Genomic DNA, 22414 nt, shown 5'->3' with positions numbered 1-22414 from the left:
TCCGGCATCAAATAAACGCTGTAATACTTTTATTGCTTTCTGATTCTTTCCCATTTCAGCATCAAAGGGCAGCTTATCGCCGCCCTCTGTTTTACTCCTTCTCTTCTTTCTTTTCTTCAATTCCTAATCTCTTAACCTGTTTCTTTTTATTCCAGATACGAACTCCTGTGATTCCGGCTGCTGATAATACCAGAATGGCTATCCATAAAGCTGCATTTGCCGTATCTCCTGTTTTCGGAGGGTTACTGGTCTTTGTAGTAGTACCTGGTGTCTCTGGGGTTGGTGTTTCCGGTACTTCTTTGATGGTTACAGTCTGACCTTCATCGTTGATGTCCTTATGCTCTGTTACCTTTTTCGGTTCTTCTGGATTTATCATATCATACAGTTCTTCAAAGGTTACAAGCTGCTTTCCTCCAAGAGTGCTGCCGTCGAGAGTAAACTCAATCCGCACTTCCATGTTTTCCTTATCCGCTGTAAATTCATAATCATTGGTAACTTCTTTGCCATCAATGAGCAGCTTTGCATTTTCTGCCTTAACCATCTGCCAACCAGACAACTTGTAGTTCGTACCGATTTCCAGTCCTTCTAAAGTAACCGTATCCACAATCGTCAGATCTTTTCCGGCTTCGATTTCTTTCTTGCCATTCTGATCAGTTGCTGTGGTATGAATCAAAATCTTTCGCTCGGTAATCAGGACTGTCTGACCTTCATCATCAATGTCCTTATGCTCTGCAACTTTTACAGGTTCTTCCGGATTCTTCAGATCGTATAATTCTTCAAATGTAACCAGATTCTGTCCGCCAAGTTCTGATGCATCAAACATATAAGAAATTTCTACTTTCATTTTTTCATTGTCAGCAACAAAGGTATAATCACTCTCCACACGCTTTCCATCAATGAGCAGTTCTGCATTTTCCTCTTTCAGCATCTGCCAGCCTTTTAACTGATATTTTCTTCCTTCTTCCAGACCGTCCAGCGTAACCGTATCTACAATCGTTACTTTCTTTCCTGCAACAATTATTTTTTCGCCCGTTTCTTTATCCGTTGCTGTTGTATGAATAGTAATCTCTTTTTCATACTCATCGGTCAGTGTCCCAAGGTCGATTGTTACTTTATTTCTGCTGACAACAACTTCAAATGCTGGAATCAATTTCATGCCTTTGTTGGATTCACAAGCTAACTCCTCAATCTCATAAGTGTCATAAAGTAATGCACCTTTACTGTCATCCGGCTCAGAAGTTCCGAACCAGATACCGTCCTCACTTGTTTTCCCGACATTTGTATTTTTCTTATGAGACGCCCAATCGGAAACGGTTGAAAACTGACCATTTTTATCTGTCACTACGATATGGCTCTCACCGGTTGTCTTGCTGGTAATTTTGAATGGTACATTAGCCAGTCTCTTATGTTTGCCTGCTCCAATCTTGACTCCTTCCAGATCTCCACGTTTAATCTGGTTGTAAATGGAATGGCTTTCGTCTGTTAAATTCACAATTTTTCCATTTTCCGTAATCGAAAATTCAATTGCTTTTGCTCCGTCAGTCAGATAACCTTCCGGCGCTTTGGTTTCTTCCAGTTTGTATTTGCCATATGGAAGTAAATCTGCTGTCGTTGTTGCAATTCCGTCAATCCCTGTCTGAATTGTCTTAACTGTCTCATTTTTCTTGTACAGTTTTCCTTCTACCAGAACCGGATTCTCATTCAGAGAAATAATTGCAAATGCTGCATCTTTTAATGTGGCACTTCCCTGTGCTTTGGTATCTTTTGTCTCTAAATCACATTTCTGAATCTTCACACCACCTCGGATTACCTGGTCAGATACGGAATACTGGTTGCTTCCGGAAAGAACTGCAAGTTCTCCGTCCTCCGTGATCTGTGTCAGATACATTCCTTTGATCTGCTCTGTGCTGTCCCCTGCCTGCATATAAGCTCCGTCCAGTAAATATCCGTCTGGTGCTTTTGTCTCCTCAACAGTCAGTGTTCCAAGTGGTAATACGCTTTTTTCATTCTGAGTGTAAAATGCATCTCCCGATACTTTGTAAGCATCTGACAGTTTTGTCACATAATGAATACTTCCGTCACTGCTCTTTTCTGCCACCGTTTTTGTAACCCAGGTACGTGTTGCTTTCTCTGGTAAGTTATCTTTTGTATAAAATCCGTCATAATAATGCCAGGTAAACTCTGCTCCTGACAGTGCTGCATCACCCTGTGCGGTTGCTTTTCCTGTCTCCATATCAATCTTGAACAGATCTACCAATGTCTCTGTTACTTTCGGAACATCGGAAACATTTAATACGGCTGTCTTTCCTGCTTCAACTTTCAGACTGCGTACTGTCGTATCCAGCTTATATCCCTTCGGTGCAGAAAGTTCTTTGATATAAACAGTCCCTGCAGTCGCTTCAACTTCATTTGTCTCACCATTCCCATTTGTTGTAAGCGTTCCAATCTGCTTACTGCAATTCTGGTCTGAGAATATGCCAAAAGTTGCTCCGGCAATGGAATACATTGCATTTGCTTTTGTGATACTTTCATTTGCTGTAGTCTTTTTTACCTTCGCATTTCCGACATTCAGTTCTGCCCAAAACTGTCCGAGATCCTGTCCTTCGCCAGTATAGATATATCCACCACATTTATAGCGACCTTTGTTCGCCTGTACAAATGCTCTCGCTCCTGCATACACTTCATTCTGAATATCCTGCGAAATCTCAGAATATGCAGCTCGTACATTATCACACTGCCAGCCTAACTGTTCACTGAGTCTCTGCCATACCACACACTGTTCCAACAGATATCCCTGATTCGCATTCAGGTTACTGTGACTGCCCCTATACTGCTTTACATATTCCAGTGACAATGCCACATCTTCAATCTGTGCAGCACTCATGCTGGAACTTGCATCGTGTCTGGTTTTATACCCATTCTTGAATCCAGTGTTAATATCTACACAATAGGCGGTTTCACCCTCTACTTTCATGTGACCTTCATTGAATGTAGAATGAATGGTTCCATCATTCATCACATGTTCAATATATCCGACTCTCTCTGAGGATTCCGTCCAATACTGTGTTTCCGCTGCCTGAACTGTTGAAATCGGTAATGCGGTTAAAATCGTGGTCAGGGCAAGAATCCCTGTACACACTCGTTTCCATATCTTCTTCATTTTCTACAATTCCTTTCTTTTCAATCAAAAAAAGACGTCCGTCTGGAACGCCTGTTGTTGCTTTATGCTGTTTACTCCCTGCTGTCATGCAGGGTATGGGAATCTCTGACCTGCCGAAAGAGAAAATGTTCCCGGCTCCTTATTGTCTTTTCGGCTGGTAATCTGCTGGTAAACCAAAGGGGTAGGGTGTGGGGAGGGGAAAACAGAAAAAGGATGATTTCTCATTGACCACCAACAGATAGACTTCTCCCTTGGTGTCAAAATACCTATCGTTCCCTGCTTTTTTCCCGTTTCCGGTATAATTCCAGTGCTTTGATAATGGTTTCTTCCATTTTTTGTTGTGAAGTCCCCGATGGAAAATATTTCTTCAGTCGGTTCTTTGGAATTTTCCATTGCTCTACCTGATTTGGCTTCTCTTCTGACATAATCGACAGTAAAACATCTTCATTCAATCTGCCTTCTGCTGAAAATTTGCGGATTTTGATTGCCTGTGAATGCCTTGGGGTACAAGCCTCCGACTCCATGGTGTCGTACAATATCTCCTGTTCCTCTTTCGGCAAATAAGACAATTCTACTGCCGGACGCATAGAAATCTTTTTGTCATCGACCATTTCAAGGATTTCTGGGATAAGTTCTGTAAGGCGGATATAACGGCGGATTTGGTCTTGGCTTTCTCCAACTTGCTCACCTAATATTTCTCTTGAAGTCTTTCCTCGAAATTCCTGTGCCACTGGCACAGAATTTTTTCTTGGACGTCCAGCTTGTCTCTTCATAGCCTCTAACTTCATCTTATATGCAAATGCCTTTTCGGATGGTAAGATTTCTTCTCGCTGAAGATTGCTGTCAACCATAACAATGACTGCTTGGTCATCACTAAGATTTCTTACAATACATGGCATTGTCTCTTTTCCTGCCAATTCACTTGCCATTTTCCTGCGGTGTCCAGAAATCATTTCATACCCACCCGTTGGCTTTTCCCTGACAAGTGCAGGCACTAATACACCATGAGCACGGACACTCTCAATTGTTTCCAACATCTTATCGTCCATTTTTACCTTAAACGGATGATTCGGGAAGTCTGTAATTTCATAAATAGAAATATTTTTTACATATTCCTGATTCTTCTGGTCTCTTTCTTCTTGCGTTGTAAAAAGATCATCGGCTGAGGGAAGATTCATGTTTATTTCTCTGCTTTTCGTCACACTGAATCACCTCCCTCGTAAATTCTGCATACGCCTTTGCGACAGTTCCATTCTTGTCATACTCATAAATGCTCTGTCCTGCTGCACTGCTTTCTGCTGCTGTGATAGCCACTGGAATAACAGTTTTGAAAATCCTAATATGCTTTCCATAATTCTCTCTAAGGCTAGTCTCTGTTGTCCTTGCAAGTTTTGTTCTCATATCTGCAAGTGTCAGCAATACTCCCTCAATCTTCAGATTAGGATTTAGCTGTCTCTGTACCTTACCGATTGTTTGCATTAACTGTGTCATGCCCTTTAGTGGAAGATAATGAGCCTGCACTGGAACAATTACACTATCTGCGGCAGCTAACGCATTGATGGTCAACATTCCCAAACTAGGCATACAATCAATCAGGATATAATCATAATCCTTTTTCAAATCTGCCAAATACAGCTTTAAAGTCTGCTCTCTGCTCATAGCATTTACCAGTGAAATTTCCATGCCCGATAATTCAATGTTAGTCGGAATAATATCTACTCCCTCTTCATGATGCAAAATACCTTCATTATACACAAATGGTTCATCTTGTAATATCTTCTTCATTTGTGTTGCCAATGTAACCGGAAGATCATCTGCATCGGTCCATCCTAATGCGGTTGTTAAATCCCCCTGCGGATCAGCATCAACCAATAATACTTTTCGCCCCTGATGTGCAAGACCAATTCCCAGATTTAATGTAGTTGTGGTCTTCGCTGTTCCTCCCTTCTGATTTGCAAGGGCGATTACTTTACACTTGGTCATAGGGTTTCCCTCCTTCCTCGAAAAATTTAATAGCCAATCCTTTTTACGAGACTGGCTATGTATAAAAATGGGCATGAAAAAACCGACTGATTCTTGGTGAACCAATCGGCTATGTATAATTACTCTACTTAATCATTCATCTCCTAATTTTTTCATACATTTTTGACAACATGGCTTTATTCAACAGAACTCATATAACTTTCAACACACTTCACAATTTCTCCCGGAAGTGGAATTCTTTCTTCTTCAATCGCATTAATAATCGCATCAGTCATCTTTCCATTTCCCATATGTAATTTCACAAAACCGTATTCCTTATCTGAAAAATCGAAAGCTTTCTGAACAACATATGGAATATATGTATTCAAATATTTTTGTTTTGTAAATTTGCTTGATAAATTCGACTGGGAGAGTATAGTAAAATACTGAAAAGTAACATCATTTCTAATAAATGGAATCATATGATAGATATCCATAACCATTACTATATCAATTGTTTGCATGCAAAATTGCACTACAAGTAAATAAAATAATTGTGCCTCACTCATATTTTTCATCATAGGCATAATATGACCATTTGATTTTAAATAATTAGTACATCTATCTCTCAATGGCATCTTAATATCTTCCACCCCATCAAATATCAACTGATTCTTTATTTGTGGTAATAAATTATTTTCAATATCTTCATATGTTTCATTCTTTGCATAAAAATCCTGCATATCATTATATTCCGTTGAAAACATCGAGAGAATCATATTTTCAGCAGCTTTTGATAACGCCAAATGATAAGCTTCCCCATTATTAACTGTAATATATTCTATTGGCAAGATATAAAAATCATCTGTATATTCTCTAAGTAAAAGCAATATATCTCGAATGCACTCCTTCACATATTGGTTTGTGTATTCAAAATTAATTTCATCCTCCGTACCATTATATAAAATAGCCATTTTTAACAGTGGTTCATTTATCAATCTGACTCTCCCCACCAAAATATATTCATAATGTCCATTACTCACAATATCCAGGCGAACTGCTCCTGCAAGGAAAGCCACTTTGTCATCTTCCGTAATATGAGAGACAAAGTACTCTATACTTTTCCTATTTCGATACCAGAACATTTTTACCTCACCAATTAATCTTTTATAATCTGATACAGTAAAACTTTCCAGTTTTTCTTCATATCTCTCAAGCAAAATCCTATAATTATTCATGATTCGCTTTATAGCTTTCAATTCAACCATTTATATCACCCCTTGGATTTAACTAAATATTATAAAACTCCGGAAATTCTATATAATCTGCAATAGCTTCAAATGTCTTCTTCATAACCATTTCACAATCACTTAACACACTACGCAAATTCTGTTCAGCATGATAATCTGGTACACAATGATATATATGTGCCGGATTGTCGCAAATTAGCATGGATGATTCTCTAATTGCGCCCCAAATACCATGTGCAAAATTAGTGGCGTATTCGTAATATATTTCATATAGTTCATCTTCGCCACATTTTTTAAATTTAGCCCTAACACTTGTTTTATCAAAATACCCAATACTTATATTGACAAAAGCTTCATCCATATCTTCATTCACCATTAATTCCATTATTCTTTCATCAATCTGCGAATCATCCGATACAGTATATTTCTCCTCACGTAACTTTGCCATTACTAATTTATACTTACCATTTCCATATGCCTTGAACCTATCATAAACATCTGGCACTTCATCTTCCTGTTGCATCATATATTTTAAATTGATATATGTCTCCAACATTGTTCTAAATAGAATCCTTCCGCTAATATTATTCTGCATCTGTTTTTCTATAATTTCTTGATATATTTTGTAAATATAACAAGTCATCCCCATGATTACGGAATATTTAGTTTCCATCTTCTTATCTTCATTATTTGCAGCGAAATATTCAATTGTTTGCTTTGCAATCTCGTAGAATTCCATTTTTTCCTTCTCCTCATCCCATACTATTACCAAAGGATTACATTCTGAAATCTTCCCCAATACTTTCCATATTTTCTCAGAAAACTCCTTACTACAATCTAAATTGCACAACCCTTGGAATGTAGATCTAATAACAGGTCTATATATTCTCATAGCTTCATCTTCATGATTGCATTTATAATATTCTGATAACGCTGTAGGAACTATATCTATTTCATTTGAAATATACAATCTCCCATTCTGTATGTAAAACCAATCAACTATAAAACATATATCGGTACTCAACTCATCATGAAATCTATTAGTCTCCTTTGCAATATTCAAAAGTTCCGAAATGTTTTCATCAACATTTATTGAAAAATCATAAAAAGAATCATAAAAAGTCTCATTTATATCCGAAGTAATCACCACTGTTAAAGGCAACAATATATTTTTCTCCACATATCGTGTTACTATTGACCAATATTTTCTCTGCTGTTCCGCGGATAATCCGAAAATCTTTGATAGTTGTGGAATTACCATGTCTTCGTCTTTTAACTCTTCAATTATATGATACATATTTTCAAAACCCTTTTTTCTCCCTTGCTTACGGATAATTAAACCAATCCAAAGAAATTCAGGCAACCAACACCTTGCCCAACTGGAAAGACTTAATTTTGCCCCCAAACCGCTTGGGGAGGTAAATGGTGTATACAATGTATCTCCTTGTTTTTTATGTTTTGACAATTCAATTTTATCCATTATCATCATTCCTCTCAATTACAAATTTTCATGTATGTATTCCCGCTGCATTTTATCTTTTCTCAATGTCTTATTTATATCATTAATTCCACATTTCTCTTAACTTTATCTAGCGCCGCATCAGATAATATTCCCTGACTATGCATATGTATCGCTAATATAATATACTCCGTCAAAAAAATATCTGTATACATCTCAAACGTCTCTTTATTGGCATTAATGCTATTCATTCGAGCCGCAACATTCCCGTGAAAATTATTACATCTTGAAGCATAAAGAATACCAAATAAAACAAATGAAAGTCTTTCCTCTTCTGTAAAACTATATCTCTTTTTTGTTCTTGCTATGTCAGAAAATGTAATTTCTACTTCATCGCCTTTCACAAGTTTTCTTAATTTCGTTGCAAAACTATGTGTTATTGCCCGACTCTTTTCTTTATTCAAATTATCAATTCCTAAATCCACTTTATTTCCCACAACCACTGGATTTGCAATCTGGTTATATACATTTCCATAAGAATTAATCAAAATATCTGATAACACAGGGATTTTCCCTTTCAAAGACTTATATGACGATGCTCTATATTTTTCCGCAATCCCCGCACTTTCCATTGCATATCCTTTTAACAAATATGATGCGACATAATGAAAAGTCTTCATTGGTAATTTCAACAAAAACGGTTCCAAAATTGCCTTATACCTGTTATTCCATTCAGCCAAAAGAGCCTCCCTAACAAGTTCAACACCTTTTGTATCCACGCAAAATCCTATACTATTATCACCTAATTGTTGCACATAGTATGAATGATTAATGGCTTGCCAACAAAACAAAGCTGCTAAATCTGGTCTTTGAGGCAAAACATAATAACTGTCAAAGAGATATGTCAATATTTCATATGGATAAGAATTTTGATTTTCCCATTTTTCATCATATAAAAAATTTAGATTGCACAAAAGATTGTTTGAATCTTCACACGGAAGAAGACTCAAATGATATTGTTTGGAATATTTTTTTGCAAGTTTCAAGATACCATTCATAACATCATCACCTATATTTCCTTATTTATTTCAGTTCTCACTTAATTTTCTATCTCAAATATAAATATAATTTTTTTAATTCAACTGGCAAATCTTCATATTTTATCATATCATCTCTTCAACCCCTATACACTAATTTTTTCAAATTCTATAATCAAAAAAGCAGGCGATGAAAAGTCACAAAACCTCTTCATCCACCCGCTTTTCACCTATACTCTCACCACTACCACTTCCACAACATCTGGATGTTCAACCACCCACATACCACAAAATACTACCCGTTTTGTGACTTTCTCATGCTAGGAGACAAAGTATTCCACTGCGTTCTCAGGGAAGAATTCCTTAAACTCACCGTACAGCTGTGCTGCAAGTGTTTTATTGTGCGCTATGATCAATGTCGGTTTATTTAACTGTGCAATGACGTTTGCCATGGTGAAGGTCTTACCGGAGCCTGTGACACCCAGCAAAGTCTCACATTGATTGCCTTCTTGAAAGCCTTTGACCAGTTTTTCAATTGCCTGGGGCTGATCGCCTGTTGGTTTGTATTCGGAGTGTAATTTGAAATGATCCATACGTTTCTCCTTGTTATTCTGAAATTTGTGGATATGTAAATACTGCCTGTTACTACACGTAAAAAAAAGTGTTTTTATCTTTATTATTCTTGCTTTTACAGTATATCATTCAGAGTAAAAAAAGTGCAGAGCAAGCGAATGTTTGTTCTGTACTTTATACGTTTTCTATATTATTTATTCAAAAAACTATTTCTAAATATTTTTCTTTTTTCCCTTTTCCAGCTCTGTATCTGGATCGAAGTCTTCTGATAGATATTTTGAATTTTCTTTAATTGATTTCACCAGTTCTCTGAATACCGTTATCTTTTCATCCTCGTTCATTTCAGTATTCCTTTTGTTCTTCAAGCTGTTCCAGACAATATTTTTCTGACAGAATTATAAATTCATCTGCAACTGAAATCTGCTGTTCTGATTCTTCTTTACTTGCAATATAAAAATCATCATAATCGTTGGCATGGCGAATCTCTTCTGCCTGACCGATTTTCCTTCCCATTTCCCTTGGAAACACAGACGTCTTCACATAATCCTTATTAAAGTTTGCCACAGCATCTTTATGTCTTTTATATGCTTTACCGCTGACTGCATGTACTGCATTAATTGCATGAAAGATGGAATAGTACGCTCTGTTATTAGCTCCTTTATAATCTTCAATAAAAAATAATGCTCTTGCTGATTTCAGATCATTTCGGGCTGTTTCCCGACGATATAACACCAGATCCCGCCTAGTACCGATTCCTGATTATGCTGCTCCATACAAAATTACCCCTTCTTTATGAATATTGGAATAAAATGGATAGTTCACAATCCACTTGTTAAAATGTGCTTCACTTTTTGCAATAGGCTTTATGTCCGTGTCATGATCCATATTAAAGTCATAGGTCATGTACGAGAGCTGTTGTGCATATGCCTTTAATTCCAGATCTGATATATCCACCAGGATCATAATGTCTACATCAGAATTCGGGCGGAAGTCCCCCCTTGCATAAGAACCATAAAGGATTATCTGGCGTACATGGGAACCATAAATCTTCTTGACCGCTTCCACATACTGTTTAATTAAATCCTGCATAATCTTTGGCATACATCATCACCTCATTTTCTGCTGATAATACTATAAATTTTTTGATTTTATTATAACCAGTTTACCCTCGTTTCTCAATCAATATTTTCCATGTAACAATGTTACTGCTTTCTTCGACGAATTTTGTTCACCGTTATGATATACATCTTGTTCTATATTTTTACTGAAATCAAAAAAAAGCAGAGCCTGCTCCACTCAGACTCTGCCTCTCACTTTTTTCTTTTTATACTGCCACTATTCTTCTACTTCTCTCTCATAAACGATCTCACCGCCAAGAACTGTCATATCCACTTTCGTGGCCTTGATCTCATCCGGGTCGATCTCATAGATATTCTTCTCGAGAACTACGAAGTCCGCATTTTTTCCCACTTCGATGGTTCCGTTCTCGTCTTCTGTATAGGAAGCGTAAGCTGCGTTTTTTGTAAAAAGCTTCACCGCTTCGTCTACGGATATTTTTTCGGATGGGATCCAGCCTTCCTGTGGCTGACCGCTGATATTTTTGCGGGTAACTGCAAAATAAATATTCTCCATTGCATCAAAGCTTACCACAGGAGCATCCGAGCCGCCGGACGTATGGATTCCCATATCCAGCATACTCTTCCATGCATACACCTTATCCATACGTTGTGCGCCGATGGCAGGTTCCACTGTGTTCATATCCAGATCGATAAATACCGGCTGGATATATGCCAGCAGATCCTGGTCTTTCATCCCCTGCAAAATACGCGGATTGGTAATCTGGCAATGCACGATACCATGTCTGCCCTTTTTGTTATCCTTCCGGTAAGGAGATTTCGCAGCTGCCTCAATAACCATATCCATGGCACGATCGCCTATACAGTGTACCGCCGCCTGCATCTGATGCCGGTCAAAAAAAGCAAACAGATCGTCAAGCTCATCCTGACTGAATGTGATGATCCCGGTATTTTCCGGCGAATCCTCGTAAGGCTCATTCATGGCCGCTGTTCTTGCACCAAGGGAACCATCCTGGATCAGCTTCATCGGTCCAACAGTAAAGTGATCTCCCCTCTGCCCGGTACGATATCCTTCCTCGATAAAAGCCTTCGCATCCTCCGCCCGCTCAAAAAGGCACTGCTCATAATGGCGGATACTCAGCTCTCCTCTGGCATCCAGTGCCTTGTAGGAGGTCATGATCCGACGCCAGTTTTTTCCCGGAAGGGAGGCAAGATCATCGGACTGTACACCTGTAAATCCACATTCATTCAGCTTCTTCGCACTGTATCTGATGTAGCCTTCCACTTCTTCCTGGGATGGTGCTTCCAATACGGAAGAATAAAACTGTACTGCATTCTCCTTCAGAAGTCCGGTATCCAGATCAACCTCCTTCTCAATCTCCGGAAACTCCGGGATTTTTTTCAGAAGCTCCAGACCACAGCTGTTGCACACAGCCACATGCCCGCAGACACGCACCATAATGATGGGGATTTCCGTTGAGAGTGCATCCAGCTCATCCTTATGCGGATAGCGCGGCTTATCAAAATGCTCCTCATTCCAGCCTCTGCAGTAGAGCCAGGTCAGCTTCTGACCTTTACTCTCCTCCAGTCTTTTTTTTGCTGCAGCAAGCATTTCCTCAACACTTGTGCAGTCAAACAGTTTCACAGATCTTTCCACAAATGCATAATGCAACATATGCATATGTGTATCCACAAAACCGGGCAGCATCAGCCTTCCCTTAAGGTCAATCCGTTTTTTGCAGGAAAAAGCTTCCGCTTCTTTATCAGTTCCCACAAAAACGATCCGGCCATTTTCGATTCCCACAGCCTCTGCCACTTTTTCACTGTTATCCAGTGTTCTTATACATCCGTTAAAAAAAATCGTATCCACTGTTTATTTTTCCTCTTTTTCTTTTTTATCCTCGTAGAAAAGTGCCATATCCTTGTCTACTTTTCCGATTCCCATGTAACGCGCCTTATAATCCTTCAGCAGTTTAAAGAAGGTACCACTTAAGATAAATAATGTGGCAACATTTACAAATGTAGGGAATACGGTTGTAAAGTCTGCAATTACCCACAACTGTGCCGGTGTTCCGTTTCCGTAAAGAGTAAGCACTGTGACCAGAAGACCCCATAATGGCGTTCCAAGGATAAAAACCTTCTCTGCAATCTTCAGAACCTTCTGATTGTTTTTCAGCCAGTGCTTCAGGATCACGCTGTAATAGGTGAACCATCCGGTTGATGTTGTCAGTCCGAAAAGGAAAATACTGATCGCGATCAGTGCTCTCGCAACAGAGCCCATTCCGGACTCAAATGCTGTCAGTGTCAGCTCTGATCCCTGAAGTCCTGAATTCCAGTAGCCTGTGGTGATAACAACAAGACCTGTCATGGAGCAGACTACGATGGTGTCTGCAAATACCTCAAATGCTCCCATCAGTCCCTGTTTTACAGGATGGTCTGTTTTTGCGGAAGCATGGATCATAGGTGATGTTCCCCAGCCTGCCTCGTTGCTGTATACAGAACGGGCAAATCCAAGACGCATAGCTGTTGCAACACCGGCTCCCATAAATCCGCCGACTGCTGCCTGTGTTGTAAATGCACCCTTGAAGATCAGTCCAAAGGTTTCCGGCAGCTTGTCAAAATTCACTACCAGTATTGCAAGAGATCCTACAATGTAAAGCATGCACATGATCGGTGTCATATAGGAAGAGATCACACCGACTTTCTTTACACCGCCAATGATGATCAGGTAGATCGCTGCCACATACAGAAGTGACGGCACGATGTACGGCAGGTGGAAGGTACTTCCGACAGCCTCTGATACTGTATAATTCTGTAAGGTGATGAACCATGTCATAAAAATACAGCCGCCGAACAGTACTGCAAAAAGTTTCCAGAAGGGAAGCTTTTTCTCTCCGCCAAGACCCTTCTGCATGTAGTAGGTCGGGCCTCCCTGATACTCACCGTTTGGCTGTTTTTCTCTGTAGTACACAGCAAGTGTTACCTCTGCCATCTTGATGACCATAGCAAGAAGCGCCGCGATCCAGAGCCAGAATAATGCACCAGGTCCTCCTGTTGCAATGGCTGTTGCAACACCGGACATGTTGGATACTCCAACAGTACCGCCGATCGCAATGGAAATAGCCTGGAACGGTGTCAGGCTCTTTCCGTCGTCTCCGCCTTCCTGACGGCGTTCTTTACTGAACATGTTTTTCACAATGTAACCAAAATGGCGGAACTGGAAGAAACCGGAACGTACTGTCAGATATACGCCTGTAGCGAGAATCGTGATCAGCAGCGGCAGTCCCCAGAGCCAATTGGTCAGATTTTCAAATAATTCAAACATCTTTTCCTCTCCTATCCTTTTTATTGTTTTTCTTTTGCATACATTCGGAAAATCCGCGTACAGAATATAAAAAATCCCCAGAACATGAAGTCAGATACGGATACCCGGTGTTCTCGACATACAGCTCTTCTGCCATATATCTGCGAGCCCCGTTTCTGCCCTCTTTATACTTCATGCTCTGGGGATCTTACATTTCAGTCCACTAATCTTCCAAACGATCACAGTATATCACAGTTCCGGAGGAATTGCTACTTTTTCCGTTTGAATTTTGTAATGCTCAGTACCAGGTTATCTTTTCGATTCATGAAAATAACAGTCATCTTCACGTCCATATTCTTGTAAATACAATAGATTTGACTAATGGTATGCTCTATAACTGTGATATGCATAATTTCTATGCTATCAGAGACCATGTTAAATTTGTTCTACAATCATACCGTTTGTGGTATGGGGATCATCCGTTGCGCTTATTAGAATAATATCCGTTTATATAAAATTATCCCTCATGACTTTTTTAACAGAAAAAATTACTACTTTTTGCAATCTTCATAAATATTAAATGGTTCTTCTCTTTTTTCAAATAAGATATCAGCTTCTTTCCTTTGATGAAAATCTGATTTCTGACACTCTTGGTCTACTTTTTCCTGCACTAAAAAAACGCCACAAATTGTGACGTTTTTTAGTACCTTTTATATTTCAGTGAGATTTCTTGATTCTAAAACTCACTTTTTCCATATTTTACAGTTACCACTGCAACAACTTTTTCATTTTCAAACACTTCATAAATGATAATATAGTTTTCTACAGTCAACTGCCTATATCCTTTAAAAGCATAAAATCCATATTTTCTTTCTGCCCCTCGATATGGCTGTTCTTCCAAACTTAAAATTGCTTTTTCAAGTTTTTCTGCCAGTGCAATTGCATTATCAGCATAATTACTAACAAGAAGTGCCTGCTCGTATATCTTATCAATATCTCTATATTCCTGTGGAAACATTTTTACGGTATATTTATCCCAAATGTTTCCTCCTGAGTTCTCCCAATGCCTCACGTGCATCTAATAACTCTGCACCTTCTGCGACTTCCCGTTCTGCTTCAAAAATTGCCTTATCAATCTGATTTGTGCTGAGTAATTCTTCATAAGTTTCCATACTCATAACTACTAAATCTCCATAATCATTTTTTGTAATAAATACTGGTTGCTATTGTTTGTGACATATTTCAGATATTTCATTTGTATTTCTTAAACCTGATGGAGTAGATCACTAACTTCTTTCTTCATTTTCCAAAACCTTCTGCTGATATCTCATGTCTGCCACCGTGTACACTGTGATGAAAGCCTTCGGATCAAGATTATTGATGTAATTCATGAGTTTCTGATACTCATTTTTATCTACGATCGTAATGATCTCGTGTCTTTTATCTAAATTGTACGCTCCGATGGCATCATAAATGGTTGCTCCACTATGAAGCTCATGCAGAATAAAATTCCGAAGTTCTTCTTCATACTTTGTAATAATACATACTCTTCGTTTCAGATTCTGCCCGAAGATAAAATGGTCTACCACCATCCCATTAAAATAAGTACCAAGAACGCTTAAAACCACCGTCTTCTTATCATATACAAGTGCTGCCGAAAGCGCCACACACATACCGGCTAAAGACATGGCTTTCCCCAATTCGATGTGCAGATATTTATTCATGATCTTAGCCACAATATCAAGTCCGCCGGAAGAAGCATTCATATTAAAGAGAATACTGAGTCCTACACTGACTACCAGAACATAACAGAGGACATCCAGTTCCTGGGTTTTTGTCAGGGAACCGATATTCGGGAAAATCCGTTCAAAAATACCGATAAATACCGGCAGTAAGATACTGGTATACACGGTTTTCGTACCAAATTCCCGTCCACATGTTATGAATCCGATGATCAAAAGAACAACATTCAGGACCATCGTGATCACTGAAAGCGGTAAAGGTATAAAATTCGTAAGAATAATTCCAAGACCGGAAATACTGCTGACCGATGCATGGCTCGGCACCAGAAAGAAATAAACCGCTGCAGCGATAATTGCCACCGCAGCGGTAAGTGTAAATAGTTCCCATACAACTTCTTTGCAATTGATTTGTTTTTTCATTCCCAAACCTACCCTATCATGACATTTTTATAGAACTGCTATTTTACTTCTCTGCTCGGAAGGACTTGCAGTGCTATATATACAAGTATAGCGTATGCACAAAAAAATTGATAGTATTTTTTAATTTATGTAAATTTTGTTGAATCCTGTTGTTACTGTTCACTCCCGTGTCAATCACTACGCTGATTGGCACGGAGGATGCACGTTTTATCTTGAACGGCATCTCGCCCATCGCCAAAGGCGATTTAAAATGGCGAGATGCGTTGCTGGTCACAGGTACTGTGAACAGTAACATCCTGTCTTTTGAATCTTATTCAGCAATTGCATTCCCGGTGTACAACTGATAATATTTTCCCTTTTCTGAAATCAGTTGGTCATGGGTACCTCTTTCGATAATGCGTCCCTGTTCCAGAACCATGATACAGTCGGAATTCCGAACCGTAGACAGACGGTGTGCGATCACAAACGTAGTACGTCCATGCATCAGTCTGTCCATGCTTTCCTGAATAATACGTTCAGTACGCGTATCAATAGAGCTTGTAGCCTCATCCAGGATCAGTACCGGCGGATCTGCAACTGCTGCTCTGGCAATTGCAAGAAGCTGTCTCTGTCCCTGGCTTAAGTTTGCCCCATCCCCGGTGATGACCGTATCATATCCTTCCGGAAGTCTGCGGATAAATCCATCTGCATTTGCCAATTCTGCTGCTGCAAAGATTTCTTCATCTGTTGCATCCAGTTTTCCAAAACGGATATTGTCTTTTACCGTTCCTGTGAACAGATGTGTATCCTGCAGTACAATTCCAAGGGAACGTCGCAGATCCGCTTTCCGAATCTTGTTTATATTAATTCCATCGTAGCGGATTTTTCCATCCTGAATATCATAAAACCGGTTGATCAGATTTGTAATGGTTGTTTTTCCTGCTCCTGTCGAACCTACAAAGGCAATTTTCTGTCCTGGCTCTGCATACAATTTCACATCATGAAGCACGATCTTGTCATTATTGTACCCGAAATCCACACCATCAAATACTACATTTCCCTTAAGCTCAATATAATCTACCGAACCATCTGCCTGATGTGTATGCTTCCATGCCCAGCATCGGGTATGTTCCTTACATTCTATAAATTTTCCATTTTCTTTTTTCACATTGACCAGAGTCACATACCCGTCATCTACTTCCACTTTCTCATCCAGAAGGGTAAAGATACGCTCTGCTCCTGCAAGTGCCATTACAATAGCATTCATCTGCTGGCTGACCTGGTTGATCGGCATACTGAAGCTTTTATTGAATGTCAGAAAGCTTGCCAGTGCACCCAGTGTAAATCCTCCCACACCATTCAGCGCAAGGGCACCTCCGACAATCGCACAGACTACATAACTGATATTTCCGATCTGCGCATTCAAAGGTCCGAGGTAGTTTGCATAGGTATTCGCACGGTCTGCGCTTACAAAAAGTGCCTCATTCAGCTCTTTAAATTCTGCCTTACTTTCTTCCTCATGGCAGAAGACCTTGACAACCTTCTGTCCATTCATCATTTCTTCAATATAACCATTGACTTTTCCAAGATTTTTCTGCTGTTCCAGGAAATATTTCCCGCTCTGTCCGGCGGCTTTCTTGGTACCAAATATCATAATTGCAACCATGATCATCGTCACAACCGTAAGTGGAATATTTAAGATCAACATACTGACAAATACACTGATGATCGTAAATCCGCTGTTGATGATCTGCGGAATACTCTGGCTGACCATCTGCCGCAGGGTATCGATATCGTTCGTGTAAATTGACATGATATCACCATGTGCATGGGTATCAAAATATTTGATTGGCAGCTTTTCCATATGTTCAAACAGCTCATTACGCATATTCATCATCATTCCCTGTGTCACATTGATCATGATACGGTTATATGCGTAAGTCGCAACGATTCCGATTCCGTAAAATACCGCAACCCTTTCAATTGCATGTGCAAGCGGTGAAAAGTTCGGTGTACCGTCAGACAGCAAGAACGGTGTAATATATTTGTCGATCAGATCTCTTGTAAACATCGTTCCCTGCACATTTGCGATAACTCCTACAAATATAAGGATAAATACTGCAATACAATGAACTTTATAATCACGGAAAATGTAGTTTATCAGACGCATCAAAAGTTTCCCCGGATATTTCACTTTATTCTGTGGTCTTCCCATCGGTCTTGGCATTATGCTTCACCTCCGTTTTCATCAAAATCTCCTCCGCCCTGAGTCTGCGATTCGTATACTTCGCGGTAAATTTCATCGGTCTTCAGCAATTCTCCGTGTGTACCAAATCCATGAACCTGCCCTTCATCCATAACGATGATACGGTCTGCATCCTGCACACTGGATACACGCTGTGCAATGATCAGCTTTGTTGTATCCGGGATTTCTTCACGGAATGCACGGCGGATCTTCGCATCTGTAGCAGTATCTACCGCACTGGTACTGTCATCCAGGATCAGGATCTTCGGTTTCTTAAGCAGTGCTCTTGCAATACACAGTCTCTGCTTCTGACCACCGGATACGTTATTTCCTCCCTGCTCAATGTGGGTATTATATTTATCCGGGAAACGCTCAATGAATTCATCTGCACATGCAAGCCGACATGCTTCCATACATTCTTCGTCGGTCGCCTCTTTGTTTCCCCAGCGCAGGTTATCCAGAATACTTCCGGTAAACAGTACATTTTTCTGCAATACAACAGATACCTGGTTTCTCAGTACTTCCAGATCATAATCCTTAACATTCTTTCCGCCAACCAGGATTTCTCCGCCTGTCACGTCATACAGACGACTGATCAGATTCACCAGACTCGTCTTCGCACTTCCGGTTCCTCCAATAATGCCAATCGTCTCACCGGAATGGATGTCCAGATTGATATTCTTCAGGACTTTCTCTGCACTGTCTTTTTTGTAAGCAAAATCTACATTCTTAAATGAAATACTTCCATCTTCCACTTCATAAAGCGGATGTTCCGGATTATGGATATCGCTGGTTTCACCCAGTACTTCTGCTATACGCCGCATACTTGCCATACTCATGGAAATCATGACAAATACCATAGACAGCATCATCAGACTCATCAGAATGTTCATACAGTATGCAAGAAGACTCATCAACTCTCCTGTTGTCAACGATTTCACTACGATCATCTTTGCACCAAACCAGCTGATCAGGATGATGCAAGTATAAACAGTGAACATCATGATCGGTGAGTTCCATATAACATTTTTCTCTGCTCTTACAAAAATATCGTAAATATTCTTACTTGCATACTGAAATTTACTTGTTTCCTGTTCTTCTCTTACATATGCTTTTACTACACGGATCGCAGATACATTTTCCTGAACGGATGCATTTAAAGCATCATATTTTGGAAATGCCTGCTGGAAATAAGCCGTTGCATGACGAATGATAAAGAAGAGAATCACTCCCAGGATCACAACTGCCACAAGGTAAATACTTGCCAGTCTGGCATTGATCATAAATGCCATCACCATTGCACAGATCATACTTGCCGGTGCTCTCATCATCATACGCAGCATCATCTGGTACGCATTCTGCACATTGGTCACATCTGTTGTCAGACGTGTAACCAGACCTGCTGTACTGAAATGATCAATATTTGCAAACGAATAGGTCTGGATCTGATCGAACATCTTATTTCTCAAATTCTTCGCGAACCCGGTCGAAGCCTTTGCTCCGTATCGTCCTCCTGCCATTCCGGCAAGCAGGCCACAAAATGCAGCCACGATCATAATTCCACCAACTTTGTAAATATGGTGAATATCTCCGGTATTGACACCCTTATCGATAATAGATGCCATCAGAAATGGAATCAATGTCTCAAACAATACTTCCAGAATCATAAAAAACGGTGTTGCGATCGATGCCGCTTTATATTCTTTTACTTCTTTTAATAAAGTCCGAATCATGAATTCTCTCCTTTCATTTTTTCCATATTGTAATAAACTTTATCGATCACATGCATAAATGCATGTAATTCTTCTTCTGTAATGCCTTCTTCCAACTGCGCATCCATTTTCTGAAAAATTTCTCCCAGTTTTTCATGGTTTTCCCGTCCTTTTTCTGTCAGCATTACTTTTTTCAGACGCGCATCATTTGCAACCGATGCACGGCAAATGTACCCTTTTTTCTCCAGAGTCTGGATAATATTTGTTACCGCTGAACGGCAGATACCAAAATACTTTTCTATATCTTTCTGATAAATTTCCTTATCCTGATGTTCATATAGATAGCGTAAGATCCAGCCATGCATCAGGGCAATTTCATCCAGTCCTTCTTCTTTTACACGCATTTCCAGCAGTTTTGAAATCGAACGGTCTATCCGGTGCACCTGATGTCCTACGTGGATTCGCTCTTCACATCCTTCACACAAATGACTTTCCTCCTTCCACTTTTTGCTTCTTCAAAAAAAGAAAACTGTTCACGAATAAATTGTTCATTCGTAAACAGTTTAATCTTAAACAAGTTTATCACAGATATTTCCCTGCTGTCAACCTGCTATTTACTATTTTCCATCCAATCAAAAAGCTCGCAGTTTTTTGCGATCAAAACCGCTGAAACCGGCATTATCATTGTGCAGGAAATTGCTCCAAAAATCATGGAAATACAGTTCTGAAAAAGAATTTTGGAGTTGAGCAACAGCTCAATGGAGTAATTCTGCATTCTCAAATACGCGAATAACAACAGCGATTCTCCCAGATATGCAAACAATAACGTATTAACCGTTGTTCCGATCACATCTTTTCCAATCTTCATTCCACTTTGAACCAGTTTGTTCATTTTGATATCCGGTTTATGACATTTCACCTCATATACGGAAGTTGTTACTGTCAGTGCCATATCGATCACAGCTCCTAACGTGCTGAGTACAATTACGGCTGTTGCAACCTTGGGCATACTGATATCCAGGTTCATATTATAATAGAAAACATCCTCTCCGGCTGCCTGGATCTCATTCAAGCCTCCCGCCCCACTTTTCCATACGACCAGATAAATAAATGCAAATAACACACACATTGTAATTGCAACCGCAAGAAATGCACTCCAGGTTTTAATATTCGTCCCATTTTGATAAAACAAAGTGATACAGGAAATTAAAATTCCTGCACCGGCAGTAACCAGAAACACGGGTGCTCCGACGGCATAAAGCCAGATCGCAAGACTCAGGCACAAAATATTTCCCGCCAGAGCGATCAGAGACATGGCGCCTCTGTCCCCTCCGACAAGCACTACTACTATCATTAGAATCAGTACCAATATGATCAACATCTTTTTTCCCTCTTTTTCACAGATAGTTTCATCATAACTGCTGTTATGAAAATAGACACTGGGATCGCCAGTACAATTCCGATACTTTCTACAAAGAAACGGCATAATTCACATGGAATATGCAATTTTACAATGGTAACAAAACGCACCTCATTGTTCATCCGGATCAAACATGTAGGAATCAGACCGCAGCCAAACACAAACAACAGCACATTGATCATTGTTCCCATAATGTCATATCCGATCTCTCTGCCTGAACGGAAAAGTTCCACAAATTTTACTTCCGGTTTCTGCTCAACAATCTCGCTTAAAGCCACCGATATGGCAACCGCCACATCCATGATGGCACCGAGTCCTGACAACAGGATCTCTGCATGGAAAATTTCATCCGGATTATCAATGCTGCCCAGATATTCCATCGTCGAATAATCCAGTTCTTCCATATGCTGCATAACAAAATCAAATATCCCCATGATCATAAGCAGGACACATAGTGTTGTCAATAGTGCGGCAAAAGTTTTCCTGTGGATTCCATTTAATCCAACAAGCGTTACCACTGCGAAAAAAAGAATCAGTCTGCTACATACACTCAGAATTTCCGATGTGTCATCCGCCATCCAGAAACCGATCACAAAAATCAGAATATTCAACATTGCTGTTATGATCGTCAAACCGCCCTGCCGTCCGGCAATCCCAAGGAGCAGAAGTGCAAGGAAGCCAAGCATAACAACCAGCATCGTATCCCGCTTTACTCCAATGATCGATGATCCCTTATAAAACACTCGGTCACCTTTATGGTATTTTTGGTCAACCATTTCTGTTGTTGTGTATTCATTGGCAATCCGGACTTCTTTTCCTTTGTCTTTTCCGTTTAGGATCTTACCATAAAGACTCTGCTTATATTTCGTTTCTTCTGTTCCACGTGTACTTTTGCTTTTCCCTTCTACAATTGTCACCACTTTTGTCACTTTCACGATCGGTGTCTGATACAGCCAGGCATCATTCATGACAAACAAAATTGCCAGCAGATACAACACACCTGCCACACAATAAAATCTTCCTTTTTGGTTTTTCATCAAATATCTGCTAATCTTTTTCCCGTATTCCTTCATGA

General features: G+C 39.7%; 19 protein-coding genes and 2 pseudogenes. 1 reads left to right on the top strand and 20 read right to left on the bottom strand.

Annotated features, from left to right (window positions below):
* Positions 1-91: 91 nt before the first annotated feature.
* The 12 genes and pseudogenes from PGU50_RS08990 to PGU50_RS08935 form a co-directional block, all read right to left on the bottom strand.
* The gene (locus PGU50_RS08990; RefSeq protein WP_270246744.1) at positions 92-3160 is read right to left on the bottom strand and encodes a VaFE repeat-containing surface-anchored protein; all 3069 of its coding nucleotides are present in this window, start codon (positions 3158-3160) and stop codon (positions 92-94) included.
* Between the two features lie 266 nt (positions 3161-3426).
* Positions 3427-4338 (bottom strand): ParB/RepB/Spo0J family partition protein, encoded by a 912-nt coding sequence (locus PGU50_RS08985; RefSeq protein ID WP_330672481.1) that lies wholly within the window; start codon positions 4336-4338, stop codon positions 3427-3429.
* On the bottom strand, positions 4316-5143 hold the full coding sequence (locus PGU50_RS08980; protein ID WP_270246742.1) for a ParA family protein: 828 nt from the start codon (positions 5141-5143) through the stop codon (positions 4316-4318). Before PGU50_RS08980 ends, PGU50_RS08985 begins: the two co-directional genes overlap by 23 nt.
* A gap of 176 nt (positions 5144-5319) precedes the next feature.
* A complete protein-coding gene (locus PGU50_RS08975) occupies positions 5320-6390 on the bottom strand; it encodes a hypothetical protein (protein WP_270246740.1) in 1071 nt (356 codons plus the stop codon).
* Positions 6391-6412: 22 nt separating this feature from the next.
* Entirely contained in the window at positions 6413-7852 is a 1440-nt protein-coding gene (locus PGU50_RS08970) for a DUF5677 domain-containing protein (protein WP_243002862.1), read from the bottom strand.
* 74 nt (positions 7853-7926) lie between these two features.
* Positions 7927-8889, bottom strand: a complete 963-nt coding sequence (locus PGU50_RS08965) for a hypothetical protein (RefSeq protein ID WP_006426197.1) — start codon at positions 8887-8889, stop codon at positions 7927-7929.
* 302 nt (positions 8890-9191) lie between these two features.
* A pseudogene (locus PGU50_RS08960) lies at positions 9192-9461 on the bottom strand (DEAD/DEAH box helicase family protein); the annotation flags it as partial.
* A 192-nt stretch (positions 9462-9653) separates the two neighbouring features.
* Positions 9654-9782 (bottom strand): hypothetical protein, encoded by a 129-nt coding sequence (locus tag PGU50_RS08955; protein WP_270246739.1) that lies wholly within the window; start codon positions 9780-9782, stop codon positions 9654-9656.
* A gap of 1 nt (position 9783) precedes the next feature.
* Positions 9784-10173, bottom strand: a complete 390-nt coding sequence (locus tag PGU50_RS08950; protein ID WP_270246737.1) for a HEPN domain-containing protein — start codon at positions 10171-10173, stop codon at positions 9784-9786.
* 27 nt (positions 10174-10200) lie between these two features.
* The gene (locus PGU50_RS08945) at positions 10201-10542 is read right to left on the bottom strand and encodes a nucleotidyltransferase domain-containing protein (protein ID WP_270246736.1); all 342 of its coding nucleotides are present in this window, start codon (positions 10540-10542) and stop codon (positions 10201-10203) included.
* Between the two features lie 234 nt (positions 10543-10776).
* Positions 10777-12387, bottom strand: a complete 1611-nt coding sequence (locus tag PGU50_RS08940) for an amidohydrolase (protein ID WP_195602107.1) — start codon at positions 12385-12387, stop codon at positions 10777-10779.
* Between the two features lie 3 nt (positions 12388-12390).
* Positions 12391-13842, bottom strand: coding sequence for an alanine/glycine:cation symporter family protein (locus PGU50_RS08935; protein WP_055157245.1), 1452 nt, complete (start codon positions 13840-13842; stop codon positions 12391-12393).
* Positions 13843-14087: 245 nt separating this feature from the next.
* Here PGU50_RS08935 and PGU50_RS18225 point away from each other — a divergent pair, with 245 nt between their 5' ends.
* Positions 14088-14321: a relaxase/mobilization nuclease domain-containing protein gene (locus PGU50_RS18225; RefSeq protein WP_172676486.1), complete on the top strand. Its 234-nt coding sequence runs from the start codon at positions 14088-14090 to the stop codon at positions 14319-14321.
* Between the two features lie 236 nt (positions 14322-14557).
* Here PGU50_RS18225 and PGU50_RS08930 read toward each other — a convergent pair whose 3' ends face one another.
* The 8 genes and pseudogenes from PGU50_RS08930 to PGU50_RS08895 all read right to left on the bottom strand — a co-directional run bounded on the left by PGU50_RS08930 (position 14558) and on the right by PGU50_RS08895 (position 22376).
* Positions 14558-14839 carry a type II toxin-antitoxin system RelE/ParE family toxin gene (locus tag PGU50_RS08930; RefSeq protein WP_243002785.1) on the bottom strand — a complete coding sequence of 94 codons (282 nt, stop codon included), beginning with the start codon at positions 14837-14839 and terminating at the stop codon, positions 14558-14560.
* A 13-nt stretch (positions 14840-14852) separates the two neighbouring features.
* A pseudogene (locus tag PGU50_RS08925) lies at positions 14853-15071 on the bottom strand (prevent-host-death protein).
* Between the two features lie 36 nt (positions 15072-15107).
* Positions 15108-15983 carry a YitT family protein gene (locus PGU50_RS08920; protein ID WP_055157237.1) on the bottom strand — a complete coding sequence of 292 codons (876 nt, stop codon included), beginning with the start codon at positions 15981-15983 and terminating at the stop codon, positions 15108-15110.
* A gap of 310 nt (positions 15984-16293) precedes the next feature.
* Positions 16294-18189 carry an ABC transporter ATP-binding protein gene (locus tag PGU50_RS08915; protein WP_117835663.1) on the bottom strand — a complete coding sequence of 632 codons (1896 nt, stop codon included), beginning with the start codon at positions 18187-18189 and terminating at the stop codon, positions 16294-16296.
* On the bottom strand, positions 18189-19940 hold the full coding sequence (locus PGU50_RS08910) for an ABC transporter ATP-binding protein (protein WP_270246734.1): 1752 nt from the start codon (positions 19938-19940) through the stop codon (positions 18189-18191). Before PGU50_RS08910 ends, PGU50_RS08915 begins: the two co-directional genes overlap by 1 nt.
* Entirely contained in the window at positions 19937-20404 is a 468-nt protein-coding gene (locus tag PGU50_RS08905) for a MarR family winged helix-turn-helix transcriptional regulator (protein ID WP_022220303.1), read from the bottom strand. Before PGU50_RS08905 ends, PGU50_RS08910 begins: the two co-directional genes overlap by 4 nt.
* A gap of 125 nt (positions 20405-20529) precedes the next feature.
* Positions 20530-21300, bottom strand: coding sequence for a YibE/F family protein (locus PGU50_RS08900; protein WP_270246733.1), 771 nt, complete (start codon positions 21298-21300; stop codon positions 20530-20532).
* On the bottom strand, positions 21294-22376 hold the full coding sequence (locus PGU50_RS08895; RefSeq protein ID WP_270246731.1) for a YibE/F family protein: 1083 nt from the start codon (positions 22374-22376) through the stop codon (positions 21294-21296). Before PGU50_RS08895 ends, PGU50_RS08900 begins: the two co-directional genes overlap by 7 nt.
* Positions 22377-22414: the final 38 nt, after the last annotated feature.

The sequence above is a fragment of the Coprococcus sp. AM11-30B genome, from assembly GCF_027674365.1.
GTDB classification, from domain to species: domain Bacteria; phylum Bacillota; class Clostridia; order Lachnospirales; family Lachnospiraceae; genus Allocoprococcus; species Allocoprococcus comes.
Note: the sequence above shows the minus strand (reverse complement) of the source record. Positions and strands in the feature narration are given on the sequence as shown.